This is a genomic window from Lentzea flava (assembly GCF_014648475.1).
GTDB lineage: Bacteria > Actinomycetota > Actinomycetes > Mycobacteriales > Pseudonocardiaceae > Lentzea > Lentzea flava.
On record NZ_BMRE01000019.1, the window covers coordinates 1 to 20167 of the forward strand.

General features: G+C 66.9%; 22 protein-coding genes and 2 pseudogenes. 21 read left to right on the plus strand and 3 right to left on the minus strand.

Annotation, left to right across the window (positions count from 1 at the left end; genetic code table 11):
• Positions 1-826 precede the first annotated feature (826 nt).
• The 14 genes from IEZ09_RS21810 (at position 827) to IEZ09_RS21875 (ending at position 10965) form a co-directional block, all read left to right on the plus strand.
• Positions 827-1369, plus strand: a complete 543-nt coding sequence (locus tag IEZ09_RS21810) for a hypothetical protein (protein ID WP_189255594.1) — start codon at positions 827-829, stop codon at positions 1367-1369.
• A gap of 326 nt (positions 1370-1695) precedes the next feature.
• The gene (locus IEZ09_RS21815) at positions 1696-1878 is read left to right on the plus strand and encodes a hypothetical protein (protein ID WP_189255595.1); all 183 of its coding nucleotides are present in this window, start codon (positions 1696-1698) and stop codon (positions 1876-1878) included.
• Between the two features lie 3 nt (positions 1879-1881).
• Positions 1882-2202 (plus strand): hypothetical protein, encoded by a 321-nt coding sequence (locus tag IEZ09_RS21820; RefSeq protein ID WP_189255596.1) that lies wholly within the window; start codon positions 1882-1884, stop codon positions 2200-2202.
• On the plus strand, positions 2199-2630 hold the full coding sequence (locus IEZ09_RS21825; protein ID WP_189255597.1) for a hypothetical protein: 432 nt from the start codon (positions 2199-2201) through the stop codon (positions 2628-2630). The genes IEZ09_RS21820 and IEZ09_RS21825 overlap by 4 nt, the downstream gene beginning before the upstream one ends.
• Before the next feature lie 93 nt (positions 2631-2723).
• Positions 2724-3221, plus strand: coding sequence for a phage tail tube protein (locus tag IEZ09_RS21830; protein ID WP_189255598.1), 498 nt, complete (start codon positions 2724-2726; stop codon positions 3219-3221).
• Between the two features lie 149 nt (positions 3222-3370).
• Positions 3371-3652, plus strand: coding sequence for a hypothetical protein (locus IEZ09_RS21835; RefSeq protein WP_189255599.1), 282 nt, complete (start codon positions 3371-3373; stop codon positions 3650-3652).
• 99 nt (positions 3653-3751) lie between these two features.
• Positions 3752-3991, plus strand: coding sequence for a hypothetical protein (locus IEZ09_RS21840; protein ID WP_189255600.1), 240 nt, complete (start codon positions 3752-3754; stop codon positions 3989-3991).
• A 130-nt stretch (positions 3992-4121) separates the two neighbouring features.
• Positions 4122-5114 (plus strand): hypothetical protein, encoded by a 993-nt coding sequence (locus tag IEZ09_RS21845; RefSeq protein WP_189255601.1) that lies wholly within the window; start codon positions 4122-4124, stop codon positions 5112-5114.
• Entirely contained in the window at positions 5111-5848 is a 738-nt protein-coding gene (locus tag IEZ09_RS21850; RefSeq protein ID WP_189255602.1) for a hypothetical protein, read from the plus strand. The genes IEZ09_RS21845 and IEZ09_RS21850 overlap by 4 nt, the downstream gene beginning before the upstream one ends.
• Positions 5803-6369, plus strand: coding sequence for a hypothetical protein (locus IEZ09_RS21855; protein WP_189255603.1), 567 nt, complete (start codon positions 5803-5805; stop codon positions 6367-6369). The genes IEZ09_RS21850 and IEZ09_RS21855 overlap by 46 nt, the downstream gene beginning before the upstream one ends.
• Entirely contained in the window at positions 6347-8566 is a 2220-nt protein-coding gene (locus IEZ09_RS21860) for a hypothetical protein (RefSeq protein ID WP_189255604.1), read from the plus strand. The genes IEZ09_RS21855 and IEZ09_RS21860 overlap by 23 nt, the downstream gene beginning before the upstream one ends.
• Before the next feature lie 648 nt (positions 8567-9214).
• Positions 9215-9508: a hypothetical protein gene (locus tag IEZ09_RS21865; protein ID WP_189255605.1), complete on the plus strand. Its 294-nt coding sequence runs from the start codon at positions 9215-9217 to the stop codon at positions 9506-9508.
• Between the two features lie 74 nt (positions 9509-9582).
• Positions 9583-10332 carry a peptidoglycan-binding domain-containing protein gene (locus IEZ09_RS21870; protein WP_189255606.1) on the plus strand — a complete coding sequence of 250 codons (750 nt, stop codon included), beginning with the start codon at positions 9583-9585 and terminating at the stop codon, positions 10330-10332.
• A 96-nt stretch (positions 10333-10428) separates the two neighbouring features.
• Entirely contained in the window at positions 10429-10965 is a 537-nt protein-coding gene (locus IEZ09_RS21875) for a hypothetical protein (RefSeq protein ID WP_189255607.1), read from the plus strand.
• A gap of 64 nt (positions 10966-11029) precedes the next feature.
• Here IEZ09_RS21875 and IEZ09_RS21880 read toward each other — a convergent pair whose 3' ends face one another.
• Positions 11030-11332 (minus strand): hypothetical protein, encoded by a 303-nt coding sequence (locus IEZ09_RS21880; RefSeq protein WP_189255608.1) that lies wholly within the window; start codon positions 11330-11332, stop codon positions 11030-11032.
• A 167-nt stretch (positions 11333-11499) separates the two neighbouring features.
• On the opposite strand from IEZ09_RS21880, the gene IEZ09_RS21885 reads away from it, so the two are divergent.
• The 5 genes and pseudogenes from IEZ09_RS21885 to IEZ09_RS21900 all read left to right on the plus strand — a co-directional run bounded on the left by IEZ09_RS21885 (position 11500) and on the right by IEZ09_RS21900 (position 14395).
• Positions 11500-11655 carry a hypothetical protein gene (locus tag IEZ09_RS21885; protein WP_189255609.1) on the plus strand — a complete coding sequence of 52 codons (156 nt, stop codon included), beginning with the start codon at positions 11500-11502 and terminating at the stop codon, positions 11653-11655.
• 287 nt (positions 11656-11942) lie between these two features.
• Positions 11943-12596 (plus strand): annotated as a pseudogene (locus IEZ09_RS47485) (recombinase family protein); the annotation flags it as partial.
• Positions 12597-12653: 57 nt separating this feature from the next.
• Entirely contained in the window at positions 12654-13484 is an 831-nt protein-coding gene (locus tag IEZ09_RS47490) for a recombinase zinc ribbon domain-containing protein (RefSeq protein ID WP_268247641.1), read from the plus strand.
• Complete coding sequence (locus IEZ09_RS21895; RefSeq protein WP_189255611.1) at positions 13481-13681, plus strand: hypothetical protein; 201 nt, start codon at positions 13481-13483, stop codon at positions 13679-13681. Before IEZ09_RS47490 ends, IEZ09_RS21895 begins: the two co-directional genes overlap by 4 nt.
• A pseudogene (locus IEZ09_RS21900) lies at positions 13678-14395 on the plus strand (DUF2637 domain-containing protein). The gene IEZ09_RS21895 and the pseudogene IEZ09_RS21900 overlap by 4 nt, the downstream one beginning before the upstream one ends.
• Positions 14396-14429: 34 nt before the next feature.
• On the opposite strand, the gene IEZ09_RS21905 reads toward IEZ09_RS21900, so the two are convergent.
• Both IEZ09_RS21905 and IEZ09_RS21910 read right to left on the minus strand, forming a co-directional pair.
• On the minus strand, positions 14430-14927 hold the full coding sequence (locus IEZ09_RS21905) for a DUF6933 domain-containing protein (protein WP_189255612.1): 498 nt from the start codon (positions 14925-14927) through the stop codon (positions 14430-14432).
• 101 nt (positions 14928-15028) lie between these two features.
• Positions 15029-16453: a Fis family transcriptional regulator gene (locus IEZ09_RS21910; protein ID WP_189255613.1), complete on the minus strand. Its 1425-nt coding sequence runs from the start codon at positions 16451-16453 to the stop codon at positions 15029-15031.
• A 205-nt stretch (positions 16454-16658) separates the two neighbouring features.
• Between IEZ09_RS21910 and IEZ09_RS21915 the strand changes: the two genes are divergently transcribed.
• Both IEZ09_RS21915 and IEZ09_RS21920 read left to right on the plus strand, forming a co-directional pair.
• Positions 16659-18527 carry a helix-turn-helix transcriptional regulator gene (locus IEZ09_RS21915; RefSeq protein WP_229812815.1) on the plus strand — a complete coding sequence of 623 codons (1869 nt, stop codon included), beginning with the start codon at positions 16659-16661 and terminating at the stop codon, positions 18525-18527.
• A gap of 56 nt (positions 18528-18583) precedes the next feature.
• Positions 18584-20167, plus strand: coding sequence for a class I SAM-dependent DNA methyltransferase (locus tag IEZ09_RS21920; protein WP_229812816.1), 1584 nt, complete (start codon positions 18584-18586; stop codon positions 20165-20167).

Consider the following 20167-nt stretch of genomic DNA (forward strand, 5'->3'; position numbering starts at 1 on the left):
TCAACCACTTCACGACCTCAGACGGCCACATCCAAGATCGTTAACTTAGCGGCATTGGGCTGGACCTTCGGGCGTGGCCGACGTGATGACCCACGAGTCAGCGCATTCCTTGAGGCGACGGTAGGTCAACGGACGAGGCTGGCCGTCCTGGTCGAAGCCTCCGCCGAACCTGACCATTCGCGGGTCAGGTTCGGGCGCGGCAAACTCACTGAGGTCGGCACCGGGCGGCGTCCACAAGCTCATCTCTGCACACTTTCTCAACTCGACGGAGTCGAACCGGTCAGGATATGCCGCGTACCGCGGTGCCGCGACTGACTTGCCGTCGTCGACATGCGGGCGGGTGATGCCGTGTCGTCACCCGTTCCCCTCGCCACCGCTGACGACGTCCAGGCCCGCACCGAGCAGCAGTTCACGCCGGTCGAGCGCGCCCGCGTCACGGTGCTGTGCACGGACGCCTCTGCGATGGCGCGCAGCCTCGTCCCATCGATGACCGTTCCGGCTCCGCCCACGGCGGTCGGGGTGGTGAGCGCTGCCGTTCTGCGCGCACTCGCCACCCGCCGGAAGGACTCAAAGACGAGGCGATCGGCGGGCACTCCCGGACTCTCGCGCACGACGGTGGCGGCCTGTACTTCACCGAGACCGAACTTGACCTGCTGCGCCCCAACCCGAGCGGCCGGGCATTCTCTATCTGGACTACCTAGTCGTCGACATGCGATGTAGAAATCGGTTGCGGCTGTCTGTCACCGGGCTACCGTCGGCGCATGCCTGACGTTGAATCGAACACGGATAACAGGGTGCAGCACGCCTGGTCGCGGAGTCCACGCTGGTGGCGACCATCAGTGTGCGCAGCTATCTGTCAACGCATCATCTCTACGCGGCTCGGTACGCCGCCGAGGCGGCTGAAGAACTTGAACGTAAGTACGCGGAACCTCCTTCCCACTTCAGTATCCGGCATCGTGGGCTCGTGCTCAGCGCCATCGCCGAATCGGTGATGTTCCTGGAAGCAGCGATCAATGAGGTCTACCAGGACGCGAGCGACGAGCTTCACTCATATGTCGGCCAACTCGACGCCGGAAGCCTGAAACTAATGGCGGCGCTATGGGAGGCAACCGACAGCAACAGAATGCGAACATTGAACAAGTACGACTGGGTACTCAAGTTCTGCGGTCACGAACCCTTCGATCGAAGCCGATCGCCGTATCAGCCTGTAGCGCTTCTTATCGACCTCCGTAACTACCTCGTCCGCTACCGACCGGAGAACATCGGGACCGGCACTGAGTCAAAACTGATCAAGACGCTGGGCGACGGTCTACATGGCCGGTTTCCTGACAACGCCTTGATGCCAGAACGGGATCACAACGCGCCGTGATTCCCCAAGTACACGTTGGGTGCAGGTTGCGCAACGTGGTCGTGGAAGTCCGCACGACGTTGGTCGATCAGTTTGCAGCGACGACCGGTCTGACCCTGAACTACCAAAAGACAGACTTTGGCGACCCCCTTCCGATGTAGCAGATCAGCGCAGACCTTGAGCAACGGAGGTGAACTCCGCTGCAGCTTCCGCACGCGGTCACCGTCGTCACACCGACTAACACACCCGATCCCTACGGCAACCCCACACCCACACCCGATTACGGGTCTGGAGCGCCTCGCCGTGAGATCCGGGGCTACATGCAGCCGCACACCTCGACTGAGCCCGTGGAGACCGGCCGTCAGCCGGTGATCACGCGGTGGCGGCTGTTCACGTTCTCCCCGGTCGGCCCGCGCGAACAGGTCGAGTGGCGCGGCCGGATGTTCCGCGTCGACGGCATGCCGGAGATGTGGGAACCCGCGTTCGGCCGGACCCGGTTCTGGGTGCGGCTCGTCGAGGTGGAGGGCTGAACCATGAAGGCTTTCAGCGGTTTCCGCGTCGACACCGACAGCATGGGCGAGTTCCTGCGCACCTCGCCGGCGCTCGCCGCGCACGTGAAGGAACTCGCCGAACAAGTCGCCACCAACGCCCGCTCCCAAGGCCACCGGGTCACCTCCGGCGAGCTGCTGCCCGTCGACGTCCTGGACGCCCCCGCCCCGGACCGCGTCGCGTTCACCGTGGCGGTGCAGCACCCGGCCGGGATGGGCATGGAAGCCACGCACGGCGTCCTCACCCGCGCGGCCGAAGCACTCGGCCTGAACGTGCACGGCCTCGACACCCACCACGACACATGACCGGCCCCGCCACGATCCCCGTTCCGGTCGACGTGGTGGAACTCGTGCTCGGCCTGCTGCGTCCGCTGCTGGCCGCCCGTCCCGAACCTGTGCTGTCCGGGATCAAGGCGGGCACCGAGACCGGCCACGGCCCCCAGGGTGGGCCGCAGTCGCTGCCGTGGCTGCGCCTGACCGAGGAGGGCCACACCTGGCGGTGGCCCGCTGTGCAACGCGTCGTGCTGCGGCTGACGTGCTGGCACCGCACCGACCACGACGCCAAGGCCGCGGTCGGCCTGGCGCTCGCCCTGCTGTGCAGCCTGCGCGGTACCCGCGGCCTGCTCGACGCAGAGCCGATCGTGGGACCGATCGCCGCCCCCGACCCGCACACCCGCAAGCCCCTGGCCATGGCCACGGTCGCCGTCCGCGTGCGTACCCCTGCCCGCCCCTGACCCCATGGTTCCGCTACGGAGGCTCCGCCCCCGTAACTCGAGGCGCTTCACCCAGCGCGCGGGGCCTCCCTCCCGATTTCCGGAGGCACCCGCTTGGCTCTTCGTCCCACACCCGTCCGTGTCCCCGGCACCGGGGAACTGTCCCTCGCCCCACCCGGCACGCCCGAACCGCCCGACTCGACCACCGCGCTTCCGGCCGCCTGGACCGGCCTTGGCCTGTCCATCGAGGACGGGATCACGATCAAGCGTGCGGTGGAGAAGTCCGGCACCACGCACTGGCAGCAGATCACCCCGGCCCGCTACATCTACACCTCCCAGGAACTCACTGTGGCGTCGGTGTTCCAGGAGTCCAAGGGCGCGGTGCTCGGCGTCTACTTCGGCGGCATGACCTTCGCGGAAACCGCGCAGGGCTCCAAGAAGTACCGCGCCGAGATCAGCGCCGTCCCCAAGGGCGATGAGCGCGCGCTGTGCGTGGACTGGACCGACCAGATCAGCGCCACCGAGATCTACCACCACCGGCTCTACGTCCCCCGCGTCGAGGTCTCCGAGACCGCAGACGCCCAGTGGACCCGCACCCAGGAAGCCCGCTGAGGCCTCACCTTCGCCGCCCTCTCCCCCGCCTCGGGCACCACGCTGGCCGTATGGCTGACCGACGACCCCGCCGTCCTGCTGGCCACCCCCGGCGGCGGCTCCCTCGCCGCATCCGGCAAGTCCGACTGAAACCCTGAGGAGACAACGACTTGAGTCAGCGCCAGCGCCGCGAGGCGACGGGCAACACCCACGCCACCGGAAAGCCGGGCTCGGCCGTGATGTGGCGAGGCAAGCGGTTCGGGCTGCCCGCTCCGAAGGACTACCCGCTCGACGCGATCGAGGCCGAGGAACAGGGCCGCACCCTGACCGCTCTGCGGCTCATCCTCGGTGAGGACCAGTACGCGACGTTCTGCGAACTGGCCAAGACCACCGGCGACGCGGACGACTTCTCCAAGGCGATCATGCGGGAGCTGGGGCGGGGAAACCCGTAGTCGTCGGCCGCCTGCTGGCCGACGACACCACCGCCGAAGCCCTCGAAACCGACCCTGTTGCGGTACGGGGTCGACCTTCTCGACCTCTACCGAGGCCGCTTGTCCTACCGCCGCGTGTGCGCGCTGGTCGCCAACCTGCCCGAAGACTCGGCGGTCTGGCGGACAGCGGGGGCCGACGCCGGCTGGACTCGCGCGGATCTCGCGCTGGCCGCGCTGGAACGCCGGGTCACGCTGCTGTGGGCCACGGTCGCCGCCGCGTTGGGGCACAAGGTTTCCGACGCCGACGTGACTGGACCGTTCGACCCCCGCCACCTCCGCCCCGGCCACGGGAGGAGGTGAGGCCGCGGAGTCCGAGACAAAGTCCCTGCGCGAGATCGCGCTGTGGATGCGTGGCGGGTGATCACCGCTGACCTTCGTCGGACACGCCTACCTCAAGATCCTGCCCAGCCTCGTGGGCCTCGGTTCCGCCGTGAAGCGGGCCATCAACGAGGAAGAGCGCGGCGACCCCCACATCAGCCTCGGCGCGCAGATCCAGACCGCGCTGGCCCGCGCGCAGCTCCAGCAGCTCGCCGCCCAGAGCGACCAGACCGCCATGCGGCTGCTCGCCCAGCTCGACACTCTGCCCGCCGAACGCGAAGCCAACGCGCTACGGGAACGCCAGAGCCGCAAGGAGATCAAGTTCCGGGCGGTGCTGGACCAGTCGTTCACCACCACGCTGGCGGGGCTCGGCCAGCTCGACCGCGCGATCACCGGCACCACAACTGAGATCACCCGCAACACCGCCGCCGTCGGCGCCGCCGCACTGAAGTACGGGGCGTTCGCCGGTGCCCTGGCGCAGGCCATCAGCCTGACCGGCGGTCTCGGTGCGGCGGCGGCCACGGCGTCGGGTTCGTTGCTGGTGCTCCCGGCCGTAGGTATCGCCGCAGCCGTCGCGGTCAACACGCTCAAGCTCGGCGTGGAGGGCCTGTCGGACGCGTTCAAGGCCGAGAGCGCGGAGGACTACGCCAAGGCGGTCAAGGACTTCCCGCCAGCGATGCGGGAGACCACCGACGCCGTCCGCGCGTTGCGGCCGCAACTGGACGGCCTGCAGCTCGATGTCCGCACGAAGTTGTTCGACGGCCTCGGTGAGGAAGTCGACCAGCTCGGCGGGACCTACTTGCCGGTGCTGCGCGGCGGCCTGGCCGAGGTCGCCGGAGGCTTCAACCTCGCCGCCCGCAACGTCGCCGCGTTCGCCCGCGAGGGCCGCACGGTCGACGACGTCCAGCTGATCCTCGACCAGACCGGCCAGTCCGTCCGCGCGCTGTCCGGTGGGGCCGCGCCGCTGCTCCAGATCATCCGTGATCTCGCGGCGGCCGGGTCGGAATCCTTCCCGGCTTCGCGTCCGGATTCGCTGACGGCGCAACGAGTCTGGCTGAGTTCGTCAGCCGTGCCCGTGAGACCGGGCAGCTGCGCGAGTGGATGAGCGCCGGACTGTCGGCGGTCGGCGACTTCCTGACCACGATCGCGAACCTGGGCCGGATCGTGTTCACGGTCCTGTCCGCCGCGAACACCCACGGCGCAAGCCTGTTCGCCACCCTTTCGGCGCTGACCGGCTCCATGCTCGCGTTCCTGCGCAGCGCGGAGGGAACCGTTGCGCTGCAACAGTTCTTCGGCGGTCTCAATGCCGCTGCTTCCGGCTTGCTCACGCTGCTTCAGGCCGTGGGCCGCGCGTTCGCTTCCGACACGGTCCCTGCTGTCGGGCAGCTCGGCGCGTCCCTGGGGCAGGCGTTCACGCTGCTGGCCGCCGGAGCGAAACCAGCCGCCGAAATCCTGGCCGTGCTGGCCCCGCTGGCCGGGGTCGCCGCGCAGGCGCTCGCCTCGGTTTTGGTCCCCGCCTTGGGCGCGGTCTCGGGCATCGCCGCCGAGCTGGCACCCGTGGTCGGCGAGCTCGTGCAGGAGCTCGTGGGCGGCGCGCTCGCCGACGGCATCCGCGAACTGACCCCTGACCTGCTCGAACTGGCCCGCGCGGCCAAGCCGCTGGTTGCTGCGATCGGCCGTCTGCTGGTTCAGGCGGTGCGCACGGCCGTGCCCGCCTTGTCGGCGCTGCTGGAGGCTCTGACCCCATCGCTTCCGAGCTGGGCGGCGCGCTCGTTCAGGCCATCGAAGCGGCGTTGCCGCTGGTCACGATACTGGCCACGATCTGGTCCGACGTCCTGATGGCCGCCTGGGAGCAGGCACGGCCCGTCCTGCCCGTGTTGGTCGAGTCGATCCGGCAGCTCGTGACGGCGCTGGACCTGTCGGCGGCTACCCCGTCGTTGATCGAGACCGGCACGCTGCTGGGCAAGATCCTCGCCGACGCGCTGCGCAACCTCGTTCCGCTGATTCCGCCGCTGGCCGAGGCATGGATTCAGTTCTGGTCGCAGGGTTTGCTGCCGATGACGCCGCTGCTGCTGCGCATCGTCTCGGAGCTGCTGCCCGAGCTGCTGCCGCTGCTCACCGAACTGGTCCCGCTGATCACGCAGGCGCTCGGGATCATGACCGTCTGGAACGCCGGGCTGCTCAGGTTCGCCGGTGTCTTCCTGGACTACGTGATTCCCGCGCTGAAGTTCTTCATCAACGACGGCGTGAAGCCCGCGTTCCACAACGCCGTGGAGATCATCTCCAGCGCGCTCGCGCTGATCCAGGGCGTGGTGAACACCGCGCTAGCGCTGATCCGTGGCGACCGTACTCCCCGCTAGCGGAAAACTCACCTCCGCCCTACTTGACGCCGAGCGCACCAACACCAGCCTGACCCGGCTCGCCGGCCGCGACCTCACCGACCAAGCCACATCGTGGACGCTCGACCGCTCCTACGACACCGACCTGCCCGCGCCGATGCGCGTGGTCAACGGCAGCGCCGCCGCCGAACTCCGGCTGACCCTCACCGGCAAGGACGACAAGACCGGCGCACAGCTCTACTCCCCTTACGCCCCACACGACACGGGCGACGTCGCCAGGCCCGGTCAGTCCGTCACCCACGGGTGGGGCCTGACGGGCGAGGTCCTGCCCGGCTTTCGCGGCCAGGTCCGCGACCGGGCCGCCGACAACGGCACCGGCACCGTGGCCGTCTCGGCGCTCGACGGCGCCGAGAAGCTGCGCGACGCCGCCCGCCTGCCCGCCGTCCTGTCCGCGAACGGCAACCCGATCGCGTCCGGCACGTGGGTGGTCGACCACCTGCTGCGTGAGGGCGGCATTCACAGCGCGCCACCACCGCGCGCGGACTGCACGCTCTACGCCTCGATGCACGGCGGCGTCGTCCCGGACATCGGGTTCTACCGCGACCACACCCCGAACTCGCTGACCTACCGGCGTGACCGCGCACCGTGGGAGATGGCCGCCGTTCCCGGCTCGCAACCCTTCACCGTCCGCTGGGACCCGCGCACCCCCACCACCGTGAGCGGGCGCGGCCTGTTCACCGAGTTCTGGGTGGACCGCACCACCTTGCAGGCCTCGGGCAACCGCGTCGAGCTGAAGATGGTGTTCCAGGCGGACAACGAGATCAACGACATCTACTACTGGTTCGACTTCAAAGACGACCAGATGAACATCGGCGCGACCGGCACCGGCGGCACCGTCAAGGGCGACGCCGCGATGGACATCCGGTTCGACGGCCTCTACCACATCGGCGTGCACTGGACCTGGAACGGCCGCACACCCTCTGCCCGCTACTACATCACCGGCTCCGCGTTCAACACCTACCGCGAGACCGACATGGGCGCGTTCCGCGAACTCGGCTGGTCGCAGCTCAACTACATGGAACTCACCTCGGCGTTGCCGATCGAGGCCGTGCAGGTGTCGTTGCGCGAGAACCGCATGACGCGCGAGGAGTTCACCCAGACCTGGACCCGTGGCGCGGTGCTCGACCAGGTCACCTCGGAGTTGCGGGCGATTCCGCCCGTGCAGAGCTCCGCGTGGGATGTGATCACCAGCGTGGCCCAGGCCGAACAGGCCACGGCCGAGTTCGACCCCTACGGGGTGTTCCGCTACCGCAACAACACCCGCTTCACCACGCCCGGCCAGACCATCATCAAAGTGACCTCGGCGCGGGAGATCGCGTCTTTGCGGGTGTCCGAGGCGATCGACTCGATCCGCAACACCATCGACGTCCCGTACCAGACCTACACCCCCGGCACACCGTCCGAGCGGTTCACCGAAACCTTCGTGCCCTCGCTGCTCGGGTTCCAGACGCGCACGTTCACCTACGACTACGACGTGAGCGAGTACGACTCCCCGCCCACGGTCGTCTACGCCAGCAACCAACCGACGACGGGCAGCCGCGTCCGGTTCGCCACCTCCACCGGCAGTGGCAGCGGCGCCGTGAACGGGTTCGTCGAGTCGACCACCGAACGCGACGGCGCGACCCTGCGGATGACCTTCCGCAACCTCACCAGCTCGACGCTCTACCTCTCCACCGCCAGCGGGACTCCGTCGCTGGTGATCTGGTCCCCGCGCCTCGCCTCCGGTAGCCCCACCAGGTTGTCCACCCAGCGCTACGACATCACCAGCCGCACCCGCTACGGCGCGCAGGTCTACCAAGTCCCCGCTACACCGTGGATTCAGAACGTCAACACCGCCGGACGCATCGCCAACTACCTGCTCTCCGTTGCTGCACAACCGCTTCCGGTGCTCGGAGACGTCGAGATCCTGCCCGATCCGCGGATCACGCTGGGCGACCTCGTGCGGGTCGTGGACGAGGTCGGCGCGGCCCTGGACACCTCGGCGTGGGTCATCGGCATCCGCACCAGCGGCGACGGCACCGGACGCATCCGCCAGTTCCTCACCCTGCGCGCCACCACCAGCCCCGGCGTCCCCGCCGACACCGGCCTGAACCCAGACCCCGCCGTCGACCCGGACGCCCGCGCGCAACTCGCACGCGAAGGCGTCCGGGTGCCGTGATTAGCGGTTCTTCCTCCTGCGCGCCCTGCTGTCGCGGCCGATGCGCGGCTGCTGAGTCGGCTGGTCGGAGACCTCATTTGATGGCGCGGTGCCTTCGGATTCGCGGGTCAGCTCAAACGAGCCAGACGCCTGCCCCACATCGAAGCCAGCCCTCAACGAGGTCTTTCCATCACGGAGGGATGCGCTCCACGCCCATACGCCGGTCCCAGCCAGAAACATGAGACCAACTACCACCACAAGCTCAAACACGCGAACTCCAGGCACTAACCCGCCCTGAGCTGCGGTGACCTGCTGGTCATGGTGGATGTAGTAAGCCGGGCACGATCACTTCAGCTCAGGTTTGAAGCAGCCCAGCGCAAGATTTTGAACGCGATTCTTCAGCGATTTGCACATGTTTTTAGTGACTGCCTTTGAGTTCTGCGCGATGCGAGTGCCGAGTGTCGAATGCCTGAGCGTCTTAAGACTAAGTGGCGTGATGACTTGTGGCTTTTAGTGAATGCGCGTTTTGAGTTCTGAGCCGTTTGAGTGTCTGCGTTTAAGTGTTTTGTGTTGTGTGGCTCGCCCCACCAGGGCCAGCTCCCTCAGGGTACAGCACCGGTCCCGGTTGCGTCCCGCATCCGTCCACCTCGACGCACCGAGGGGAGGTACGTGGACCCCTCCCTTCTTCCTCAGCTCGGCGTTGCCGGAGCGCTCGTGATCGTCGTGGGCTACCTGCTCACCGCGAACCACCGGCTGATGACCTCCAATCGGTCCGATCGCGCCGACTACCTCAAGGCCTTGGCAGCGCGCGAAACCGCGCACGCCACCGAGATGACCGCGCTGCGCGCTCGCGTCGCCGAACTCGAACAACGGCTTGCCGAACTGGAAACCGAACTCGACCACGAGCGCGACCGCCGCCGCCAGGCCGAGGACATCGCCGCCGCCGTGCGACGCCACACCTAACCCACCCCAAAACGAACGGCCGTCACCGCCCGGTGACGGCCGTTTTTTGTTGCCCACCAACAGGAAGAGAACACATGGCCTGGCGCGTAGCGCGCAGCTTGCTCACCCTCCGAGACCAGTTCAACGCCAAGTTCCCCGGCCGCAACAAGGCCAGCGATGGAACCATCGGCGACCCCAACCACCAGGGCACGGACAGCGGCCACAACCTCTGGTACGGCGGCATCGTCACCGCCATCGACATCACCCACGCCCCCGCCAGCGGCGTGGACATTGACCGCATCACCGACGAACTCCAGGCATCGAAGGACGCCAGGATTAAGTACGTGATCGCCAACGGGCTGATCATGGACACCCGGCCGCAGTTCAACCCGTGGCAGTGGGTTCGCTACACCGGCAGCAACCCCCACACCTCCCACTTCCACCTGTCCGTCGTCGCCTCCCCGCTGTGCGACGACCCCAGGGCGTGGAACCTGCCGATCCTCGGCGGGGTCAGCACGCCGCCGCCGTCCCGGCCGCCGACCAAGCCACGGTTCCCACTGCCCGACGACCACTACTTCGGCCTGATCACCGGCCCGAATGAGTCCCACGGCGGCGCGCCCGAGTCGATGGGCGGCATCAAGGACGAGCAGTTCTACGTCCGCCTCATCCAGCAGGAGTTGCAGCACCTCGGCTTCGCACCTAACTACCCCGGCTGGGCTGACGGCATCTACGAGCAGCCCACCAAGGACGCCGTCGCCGCCTGGCAGCGCGCCTTTCGCGCCGACAAGACCACCCGCTGGGGCGAGGTCTGGCGGGACGACTGGGCCGACCTCATCCGTCCGTGACCCACGAACTGATGCCCGCCGAGCTCACGCCCGGCGGGCACTGGGTCATCTCCCTCTCTCGTCGTCTGGCTACTGATCAAGGGCAGCCGGGCCGCCGTGCTGTGGCTCGAACGCCATGACGACACCCAGCTCACCACGGAGGAATACCCCTTGCTCGAACCCCGTCCCCGCCCGCTGCGCGCCGTCGCGACCTGGGTCGGCCTGATCACGGCGCTGGTCTCCTGGCTGGTCGGCTCCGGTCTGCTCACCACCGGCCAGGCCGACTCCATCAACGACACCGTGGCCGCGGTCCTCGCACTGCTCGGCGCGTTCGGCGTCGCGCTCACCGGAGAAGCAAGGTCACTCCTACCTCTGACCCACGCAACAACGCCGGCCGCCCACTCGAGGCGCTTCGCACCAACCGCTCCGAATAGGGCAATCACTCCTGGGGGAGCGAGTGGTCGTCGTCGCCACGTCGTGAAGACCGCCGCTCCTTCGGAGGTTTCTTCTCAGCGATCCGAATCGCGCGGCGGCGCGATCTGCTCTCGAACCAACGACGCGGCTGAGCAAAGTACGTCCACCAGCGGTCAGACGGATCTCTCCACGTCACGACGAGATGCACCAGGTCATCGAGGGCAACGGCACCATCTTTAGGGACGATGCACGTGATCTTCTCTCGCCTGTGCACCTCGCCTTGTGCGATCACCGCACGGTAGAGCTAGTCACACAGTTCTCCGTCGTCGTCCATGATCGAGTACCGCTTGCCGTTCGCGTCAATGATGCGCATCTCTACGTCCAGGATCGGGAGCGATCCCGCGTTCCAGATTTCAACGCGCTGAACGTTGACACGCCCCGCCTCTTCAAGCACGGCGAGTTTTCCAGTCACGCTTCTGGCGTTCTGCCAACGGGCTCGGCGTCGATCTCCCGCACGCCAGAACTGCTCCCGGACACCGAACGCAAGCGCCACAAGGACCGCCGCGCTGGTGACAACCGGGCCCGCCACCGGTGCCCATTGAGTCATCCACTCAGGGGGGAGCTGTCATGCCGCGCGAACTTACCCACCCAACTTCACGTCCGCTGTAGACACGCGCGCCGTCGATCCAGACACCAACCGACGCACACGACGCGAGGAGCCCTCAGGCCTCGCTGGTCTGGGGCTCCCGCGCTCGCACCTGGGGAAGCCCACGAATGACCGCAGCAGCCCGCCAGCCTGAGGCCTGGACGGTCGAGCACGTCGAGACCGAGGACCTGGACGACGCGCAGCGCGAGGACGCGGTGAGCGCGCTCGCCACACTCATCAATACCTGGAATGAATTACAACGCCCCACGCAAAACCGCGCCTAATTAAATACCGGAGGTAATGCTATATTCCGGACATGGCCAAAAGTAATGCCGGAATTGACAGAGCCTTGCTGAAAACCGCGCCCAGAAACAGGCGCGCGGCGACTACTTGGGGGAAGTTCTTTGTCTAGGCGAACGCGAACAAAGAGAGTCAGTACCGCCGCTATGAACCTCGACATCGTGCAGGTCGGCATCTACCTGCGACGCAGCACGGACGACGAGAACCAGCCTTACACCATCGAAGCGCAGGGCACACGGCTGACCGCCTACTCCAGTCGCAGCCCGGCTGGAAGATCGTCAAGGAATTCAAGGACGACGCGTCAGGCAAGAACACCAATCGGCCCGGCCTCAAGCAAGCGATGCACTGGGCCAAGTCGAACATGATCGACGTATTGCTCGTGTACCGAGTGGACCGGTTTTCCCGCAACCTGCGCGACACCGTGACGCTGCTAGACGAGCTGGAAAGCGTCGGCGTGGCGTTCCGGTCCGCAACCGAGCCGTTCGACACCTCGACCCCGGTCGGCCGCATGATGCTTCAGCTGCTGTCGATGTTCGCGCAGTTCGAGCGGGACCTGATCGTGGACCGCGTCACAGCGGGCATGGAACGCAAGGCCGAAGCCGGAGGCTGGAAGGGCGGCCCGCCCCCGCCTGGCTACCAGGTCGACCCGGTCACTCACAGACTGGTCGTGAACGAGGTCGAGGCCGTCATCATCCGACTGATCTTCGACCTGTACACAAAGGACCGGATCGGCGCACGGTCGATCGCCAACGAACTCAACGAACGTGGGTACCGCATCCGAAGCGGCGGACTCTGGGCGTTCAAACGGATCCTCACCATCCTGGAGAACCGGGTCTACCTCGGCGAGATCCACTACCGCGACATCATTAGCCTGGATGCCCACCCCGAGATCATCAAGCCTGACCAGTTCGCCGAAGCCGAACGTCTCATGGACGCACGCGGTGACAGCCACTCGCGCCGAGCCGCGAACGGCTCGGACTACATGGCTACCGGCCGTCTGCCCTGCCCCAAGTGCCGCACGGCAATGGTGGGCACCAGGGCCACCGGCAAGACCAAGACGTACCGCTACTACACGTGCAACAAGCGCCTCAAGTACGGCGTAAGCGCGTGCGACCTAGAACGCATCAACGCCGACGCGCTCGACCAAGCCGTGCTCGACTGCGTGGCGAGCTTCTACGGCAACCAGCACCAACTCATTCGTGACGCCGTCAATGCAGCCCGCAAGGTCTACGAGTCCAGCCACGACAAGGTCACCGCCGAACTCAAGACCGTCAGGTCGAAACTCACCGCCGTCACCGCGAAGATCGACAAGTACCTCGACGCGTTCGAGGCCGACACCTTCGACGCCGACGACGACACCGTCAAGGAACGGATGCGCGGACACCGCCTCGCCCAGAAGCAACTACAAGCACGCGAGGCCGAACTCCTGGAGGACCTGGAGAACGATCCGACCATGCCCGACGCAGCCACCCTCAAACAGGTCAACCACAACATCCGCACCATCATCAAGGCGGGCAACCCCAACCAACGCAAGGCCGTTGTAGAGACCTTCCTGGTCAAGATCAAGATCACCGGACCGGGCCGCATGGTCCCCGTCTTCCGAGTGCCCCAGACACCCGCATCCACCGGTGCCGCAAATACCGAAGGGGCGGAGCCCGGTATATCGGACTCCGCCCCTCTGGGTGTTCGTGTATGTAGTTCTTTGGTGGGCCTAACGCATCAGCATACGAACCGCTCGGTGCTGGTCGAAGGGCCTGAGATCACGATCCGCCCGGTGGGCACCCGTCGTCTGGTGGCGGGTGGTTTCCGATGAACGGCGACACGATCATCACCGCGTTGACGCCGTTGCAGGCCGACGGGCTGGCCTGCGTCGAGTGCAGAGTTGACTACTTCCGTGTCCGGGTTCCGCATGTGCCGGTGGGTCGGTCGGTGACCGGCTCGCAGGTGTTCGCCTGCGTCGGCTGCTGCCCGGCCGACGCGCGGCGTGTGGCGGGAGGTGTGCGGCGGTGAGCGCCACGGCCATCACTCGGAGGGACCGCGCGCTGTGGGTGCAGTGCGCGTGCACAGCGCTGGTCGCGCTCGGCGCGGCATACGCCTCTTACCGGCACGGCCGCGAGTTCGCCTTGAGGTTCGGTGCCGACGAGGCGACGGCGGCGATCTGGCCGTTGATCGTGGACGGCATCCTGACCACGGCCACTGTCGAGTTGTGGAAGACGACCGACCACGGTGGCCGGTGGCCGGTGGGCGGCTTGGGTGTCCTTCGCGTTCGGGATCTGCCTCTCGCTTTGCGCGAACGTGGCGGCGGCCCCGGAGCTGAACGTATTCGCCGTGGCGGTGGCGGCGTGCCCACCGCTGGCGCTGCTGCTGGCTGTCGAGTTGCTCAACCGCGCGCTCAAACGGCACCGCGCCGAGATCGCCAACGAGACCAATGAGACGGGCGAGACCGGCGACGAGACGGCTCCGGTGGTGCGTCTCGCGGTGGTCCCGGACAAGTCTCAGTCGTCGGCCGAGCCGACGGCCGAGCAGCGGATGTGGGTGTACTACGTGACCGAGCGGGCCAAGGGCCGCACGCCGACCGGCGCGGAGTTGGACCGGATCGCGGGAACGAACAACTACGGCCGTCGCCTTCTGCGTGAGTGGCGGCGGCAGGGCCGCATCACGGATGACGCGGCGGTTGATCATCAGCACACCGGCTCGGTGGGCGGGGCCGTCGAGCTCAAGTGAATGTTGTCGAACTTGCCTGGCGGCGTGTTCGGTGTCAGGTAGTGATCGCTTGCAAGGTGGCAGCGAGTTCGCGGTCCGGGCTGACGTTTCTGCTGTACAGCGGGCTGCAAGGGGTCGCAGCCAGCCGGACCGCGAGTTCGACGAGGTCCACGGTGGGATCGTCGTGGCGGTGGATCTCGGCGAGGCGGGTGAACTCGGTCATGACGCCCACCACGCTGCGGTTCGCGGTAACACCGAGCTGGGCGGTCTGCATGTGCTGCCGTTCCTGGTCCACGAACGCGGCGGGAGCCTGGCGGACGGTCAGCGCCGTGCTGATCTGCTCGGCGATCCTGCTGCTCAGGGTCGCCGTAGGTGCCAAGGGCAGTAGCACGGGCAGCAACGTCGTCTCGTTGACCAGCAGCACGATCCGCGGCCGCCAGAACAGGACAGTGGCATACCACGGACCCAGCAACGTCGTGCCCCGATCGTCGTCCCGCGCGATTGACGGACCCGCCAGACGCAGCAGTTTCTTGGTCGCACGCACGATCAGCACCCGTCCATCCTCCCCCACCTACGACTGCGACAGACCAGGCACCGGCTACAGAGGAGGGCGACGTTGCCAGGCACTGCGGCAACGTCGCCCTTCACCGTGAATCACGCGGCACCGTGAGACTCGGCCGTGCTGACGAGCTCGGGACCGGTCGCACCGGCCAGTGCGACAAGCGCTTCGTCGAGCAGGCGCCGGACGGCGGAGTTCAGGGCGGTGCACTCACTGTCGATCTTCGTCGCCGACTTCTGGATCGTGGCGGACAGCTTCTTGACCGAGTCGATCTTCACCAGGTGGTTGAGTGCTTCGGCGATCTTCTCCTCGGCCGTGGCGACTTGGTGAACGCCCTTGCGGCTTGCCGTCGCGACAGCGGTCGTCCGCAGAAGCATGATCACGGTGCGCAGAAGATCGGGGCTGTCGTTGTCGGGGTCGAAAGCCAGTACAAGCCGCTGCGCGCCGATCACACGGAGGGTCTGCCCGCCGTTCTGGTCGATGGTGCGGACGAGGCCCAGCGAGGCGACGGCATCGCGGTTGCGCTCGGCTTCGGCGAAGTAGTCGGTCCAGCCGGTGCGCGACGAGTCGGTCATCTCGATGACGACGCGGGCGACGCCGTCGTTCAGGCTCAGCACACCGTCGCCCTTCTTGCAGCGGGGCAGGCGGCCCGTGGTCGTGCTGGTGTCCGCGTAGTCGTCGCCGAGACCGGCGGCGATGCCCACCAGCACGGTGTGCACCGAGCCGGCGTAGGACTCGCCCTTGATCGGCGTCACCTTGGCGAGGGCGGTCGTGGCCTCGTGGACACGCAGTACGGTCGACACCTCCTCGATCTTGCTCGTCAACTCGGCGTGCTGCTTGGCCAATTGCTGGGTGAGCTGTTCCTGCTGGGCGGTGAGTTCGGCGGCATGCTTGGCCATCGGGGAAGTCGGATCGGACGGGTCGAACTGCCGAGCGGCCTTGGCCAGCAGCTCGGCTGTTCCAGCGCTCACCTTCGCGTCGAGATCGGCGCTGAACTTGTCGAGCACCGGCTGGAGGCGCTCGACAAGTTCAGGGTTTTCACCAGCGAAGATTCGGCGCAGCTCGGTGTTGAGGTCCTGCTTCGCCGTCATTACCGCCGTGGTGAGCTCCTTGCGGCTCTGGGTGTCCGCGTCGGTGATGGTCGTCTTGGCGTCACGGGCCGCCGCCATGACGGCTTCGGACGCTTCCTTCACTGCTCGCGCCGTGAGTTCGGCTGCCTGGGCGGTGGACTGGGCGGTCTTGTCTCCGACGTCCTTCAGCAGTCGTTCGAGTGCCTGAGCTTCTTGGGCCTGTCCGGTCACGCTCAGTGCATGCGCGCCGATGCGTACGGCCTCGGTGACGTAGTTGGTCAGGTCGGCACTCGTGAGGGTGTCGAGGTTCTCCACGAGCGGGCCGCGCTCGCCGGAGACCCAGCGCTGGGCCTCTCGTGCGACCTCGCGGTCGTGGATCGTCAGTCGCTCGATGACGACCGCTGTGGCGTTGTTGTCGAAGTGGGCTGGGTGCTTGATGTGCTGGGTCATCGCGTTCTCCTGCGGGAAGCGCTGCCGATGATCGACAGCGGGCCCACACAGGTTGAGCCGAGCTGCGCGGTGTTGTCGCATACGAACGTGGATAAGTGGGGTTATCACTTCTTCTAGGAGCGATGTCGGTCGTTCTCGATACTCTCTGTGTCGTGAGTCGGCGGATAGACCGAGGAGGTGTGTCGTGGCAGGTGGGGGGCCTACGTTGACGTTGCAGGACGTCGCGGATCTCGCTCGTGTCCGTCGTCCGGTCGTGAGCATGTGGCGCAACCGGCCGCGCGTCCGCGGTCTGCATGTGCCTTTCCCCGCCCCTGTCGAGGTCTCGGGCGGGATGGAGCGCTTCCGCCGCGAAGACGTCGTCGAGTGGCTGGAGCGCACTGGCCGAGGTAACAACCCCGAGGCGAATCTCGACGCACCAGCGTTGAGCGTGCCCGATGACGTGCCCCTGGATGAACTCGTCACGTGGCTCTGCCTCGCAGTATTGACAGGGGAGGAACTGGCGGACACGACAGCGGAGAACCGCATCACCCTGGCGCGCGGTGTCGATCCCGACGACCGGGTGCTGTTCCGCGAGGTGGAGGCTTCCGTGCCGGCCGTCTGCACGCTGCGGTTCATCGATGACCTGGTTGAGGCGTCGTACGGCCCGCGCGAGGCACTCGACCGGCTGGAACAAGGAAGGGCCGCGCGGACGCTGGGCACTCGTGATCTCACCTCCGACGCCGTCGACCTCATCCACGCCGTCGCCGAAGCCTGCGCCCTCCACCTCGACCCCGAGGGCGTGCCGCTCGTGCACGTCGGCCCGGCGTCGAGCGTGACGCTCGCGCTTGCCGACACCTTCACCCATCTCGTGGTGCCCGGCGGCACTCCGGAGTTGCGGGACATCAGACGCAGGGCGGTGATTCGCGAGATCGAGACCGTCGACGACGCGGCAGGCCCTGGCGTCCGAGTGTTGTCTACCATCGGCAGGCCCGCCGACGAGCTGCTTGATTTGGTCGACAACCTCGTGCTCGATCTCGGCGAGGGTGAACTCGCGATCATCATCGGCCCGGCTGGCGTCCTGTGCGACGAGCTACAGGGGCAGCAGGAGCGGCACCGAGCGCAGACTCTCCGCTCGGAGAGCCTCGCTGTCGCGCTGCGCCTTCCTCGGGGAATGTGGCGTGAGGCGCACCGGCAGGCGCTGGGCCTGTGGGTTTGCGCGACCGGCGGGTCCATGCAACGGCCGCTGGTCGCCGACCTGGCCGCGTTCACCCGAGACGAGCTGGACCTGGGCGACCTCGCCTCCGACGTGACCGGCGCGTTCGCCGCCATGCGAGGTCGTGCCTTCCGCTACCTCCGCCCACACGACCTCCCGCCGATCCTGAGTGCCCGCACCGTCGTCGTGCCCCGTGGGGTGCGAGCACTGCGGCTCGCGACGACGGAGATCGAGCGGCACCTCGCCGTCATCAATGCGGCCACCCTGGTGACGAGCGAGCCGATCCAGCCTTTCGACGTCCTGGCCGAACGTGCCCCCGGCGCGATGCTGCTGCGCAGGCGGTCATTGGGCGAACTGAAAGACCTGGGACACGTGCGGGTGCTCCGCGGCAGCCGGATCGACCACAGTCACGGCAACCCTGCCGGGTCCGTTGCGGTCCTGTCCGCGACCAACCCACACGGCACTGCACGCCTCGACCCGTTCGATGCTGCGCGGCTATACCCGCGCGCCGTTCGAACAGATCCGGGGGATGTGGTATTCGCAGAACGGCCACGCCCGATCGCGACGGTCGACGACCACGGCGGATCGCTGGTGGCTTCCCCGTCGAAGATCCTTCGGATCAGTTCGCAGGCAGGAATCGGCCCCCACGCGGTGGCGGCGATCATCAACCGGCTGCCGAACGAGCCCACCGAGTGGCAGACCTGGAGCGTGCCGATCCTCGACACCTTCGAGGTGGAGGGGCTGGAAGAGGTGCTTCTCGCCGCAGTGAACCACGAGACCACACTGCGGCGACACCTGGACGCGACCCGGGATCTCGTCACCGCCATGATCGACGGAGTCGCCGCCGGCGCGGTGACCCTCACCACGCGGACAACGCAGTAGGAAGGACAGGCAGTATGCCTCCCCGCACGAAGAAGGAACCGTCGGCACCATCGACGATGAAGGAGCTGAAGGACACCCTCTGGAAGGCCGCCGACCGGCTCCGCGGCTCGCTGTCCGCGAACCAGTACAAGGACGTCATCCTCGGCCTGGTGTTCCTCAAGTACGTCTCCGACGCCTACGACGAACGCCGCGAAGCCATCCGCGCCGACCTGACGGCACAGGACTACGACGAAGAGCAGATCGCTGACCTGATCGACGACCCCGAGGAGTACCAGGGGTATGGGGTCTTTGTCGTGCCGCCCACCGCCCGCTGGAAGTACCTCGCGCAGTACGCCAAGGGCAAGCCCGCCGAAGGCTCCGAACCCGCCAAGAACATCGGCCAGCTCATCGACGAGGCGATGGATCTCGTCATGAAGGCCAACCCGTCGTTGCAGGGCACACTGCCGCGCCTCTACAACAAGGACAACATCGACCAGCGCCGCCTCGGCGAGCTGATCGACCTGTTCAACAGCACCAAGTTCAGCCGCCAGGGCGAGCACCGCGCCCGCGACCTCATGGGCGAGGTCTATGAGTACTTCCTCGGCAACTTCGCCCGTTCGGAGGGCAAGCGCGGCGGCGAGTTCTTCACCCCGCCCAGCGTCGTCCGAGTGATCGTCGAAGTGCTGGAGCCTGCGCGCGGGCGCGTGTACGACCCGTGCTGTGGCTCGGGCGGCATGTTCGTACAGACCGAGAAGTTCATTTACGAACACAACGGCGACCCGAAGGACATCGCCATCTACGGCCAGGAGAGCTTGGAGGAGACCTGGCGGATGGCGAAGATGAACCTCGCCATCCACGGTATCGACAACAAGGGCCTCGGGGCGAGGTGGGGCGACACGTTCGCCCGCGACCAGCACGCGGACGTCCAGATGGACTACGTGATGGCCAACCCGCCGTTCAACATCAAGCACTGGTCCCGCAACACCGAAGACCCGCGCTGGAAGTTCGGCGTCCCGCCGGCCAACAACGCCAACTACGCCTGGATTCAGCACATTCTGTACAAGCTCGCGCCCGGCGGCAGCGCTGGCGTAGTCATGGCGAACGGCTCGATGTCGTCGAACTCCAACGGTGAAGGCGCCATCCGCGCCCAGATCGTCGAAGCCGACCTCGTCTCCTGCATGGTGGCGCTCCCGACACAACTGTTCCGCAGCACCGGTATCCCAGTCTGCGTCTGGTTCTTTGCCAAGGACAAGCGCGCCGGCAAGCACGGCGCGGTCGACCGATCCGGCCAGGTGCTTTTCATCGACGCCCGCGAACTCGGCTACATGGTTGACCGTGCCGAACGCGCCCTGTCCAACGAGGACATCGCCAAGATCGCCGACACCTACCACGCCTGGCGCGGTACCCGCTCCGCCGCGCAGAAACATCTGACTTACGAGGACACCCCTGGGTTTTGCAAGTCAGTCGGCATCCCCGACATCAAGGCCGCCGATTACGCCCTCACACCAGGCCGCTACGTCGGCGCCGTCGAAGTCGAGGACGACGGTGAACCCATCGACGACAAGATCCAGCGACTCTCCAAGGAACTATTGACCGCATTCGATGAGTCCGCGCGGCTGGAGAAGGTTGTCCGCGGACAGTTGGAGCGACTCGATGCTTGA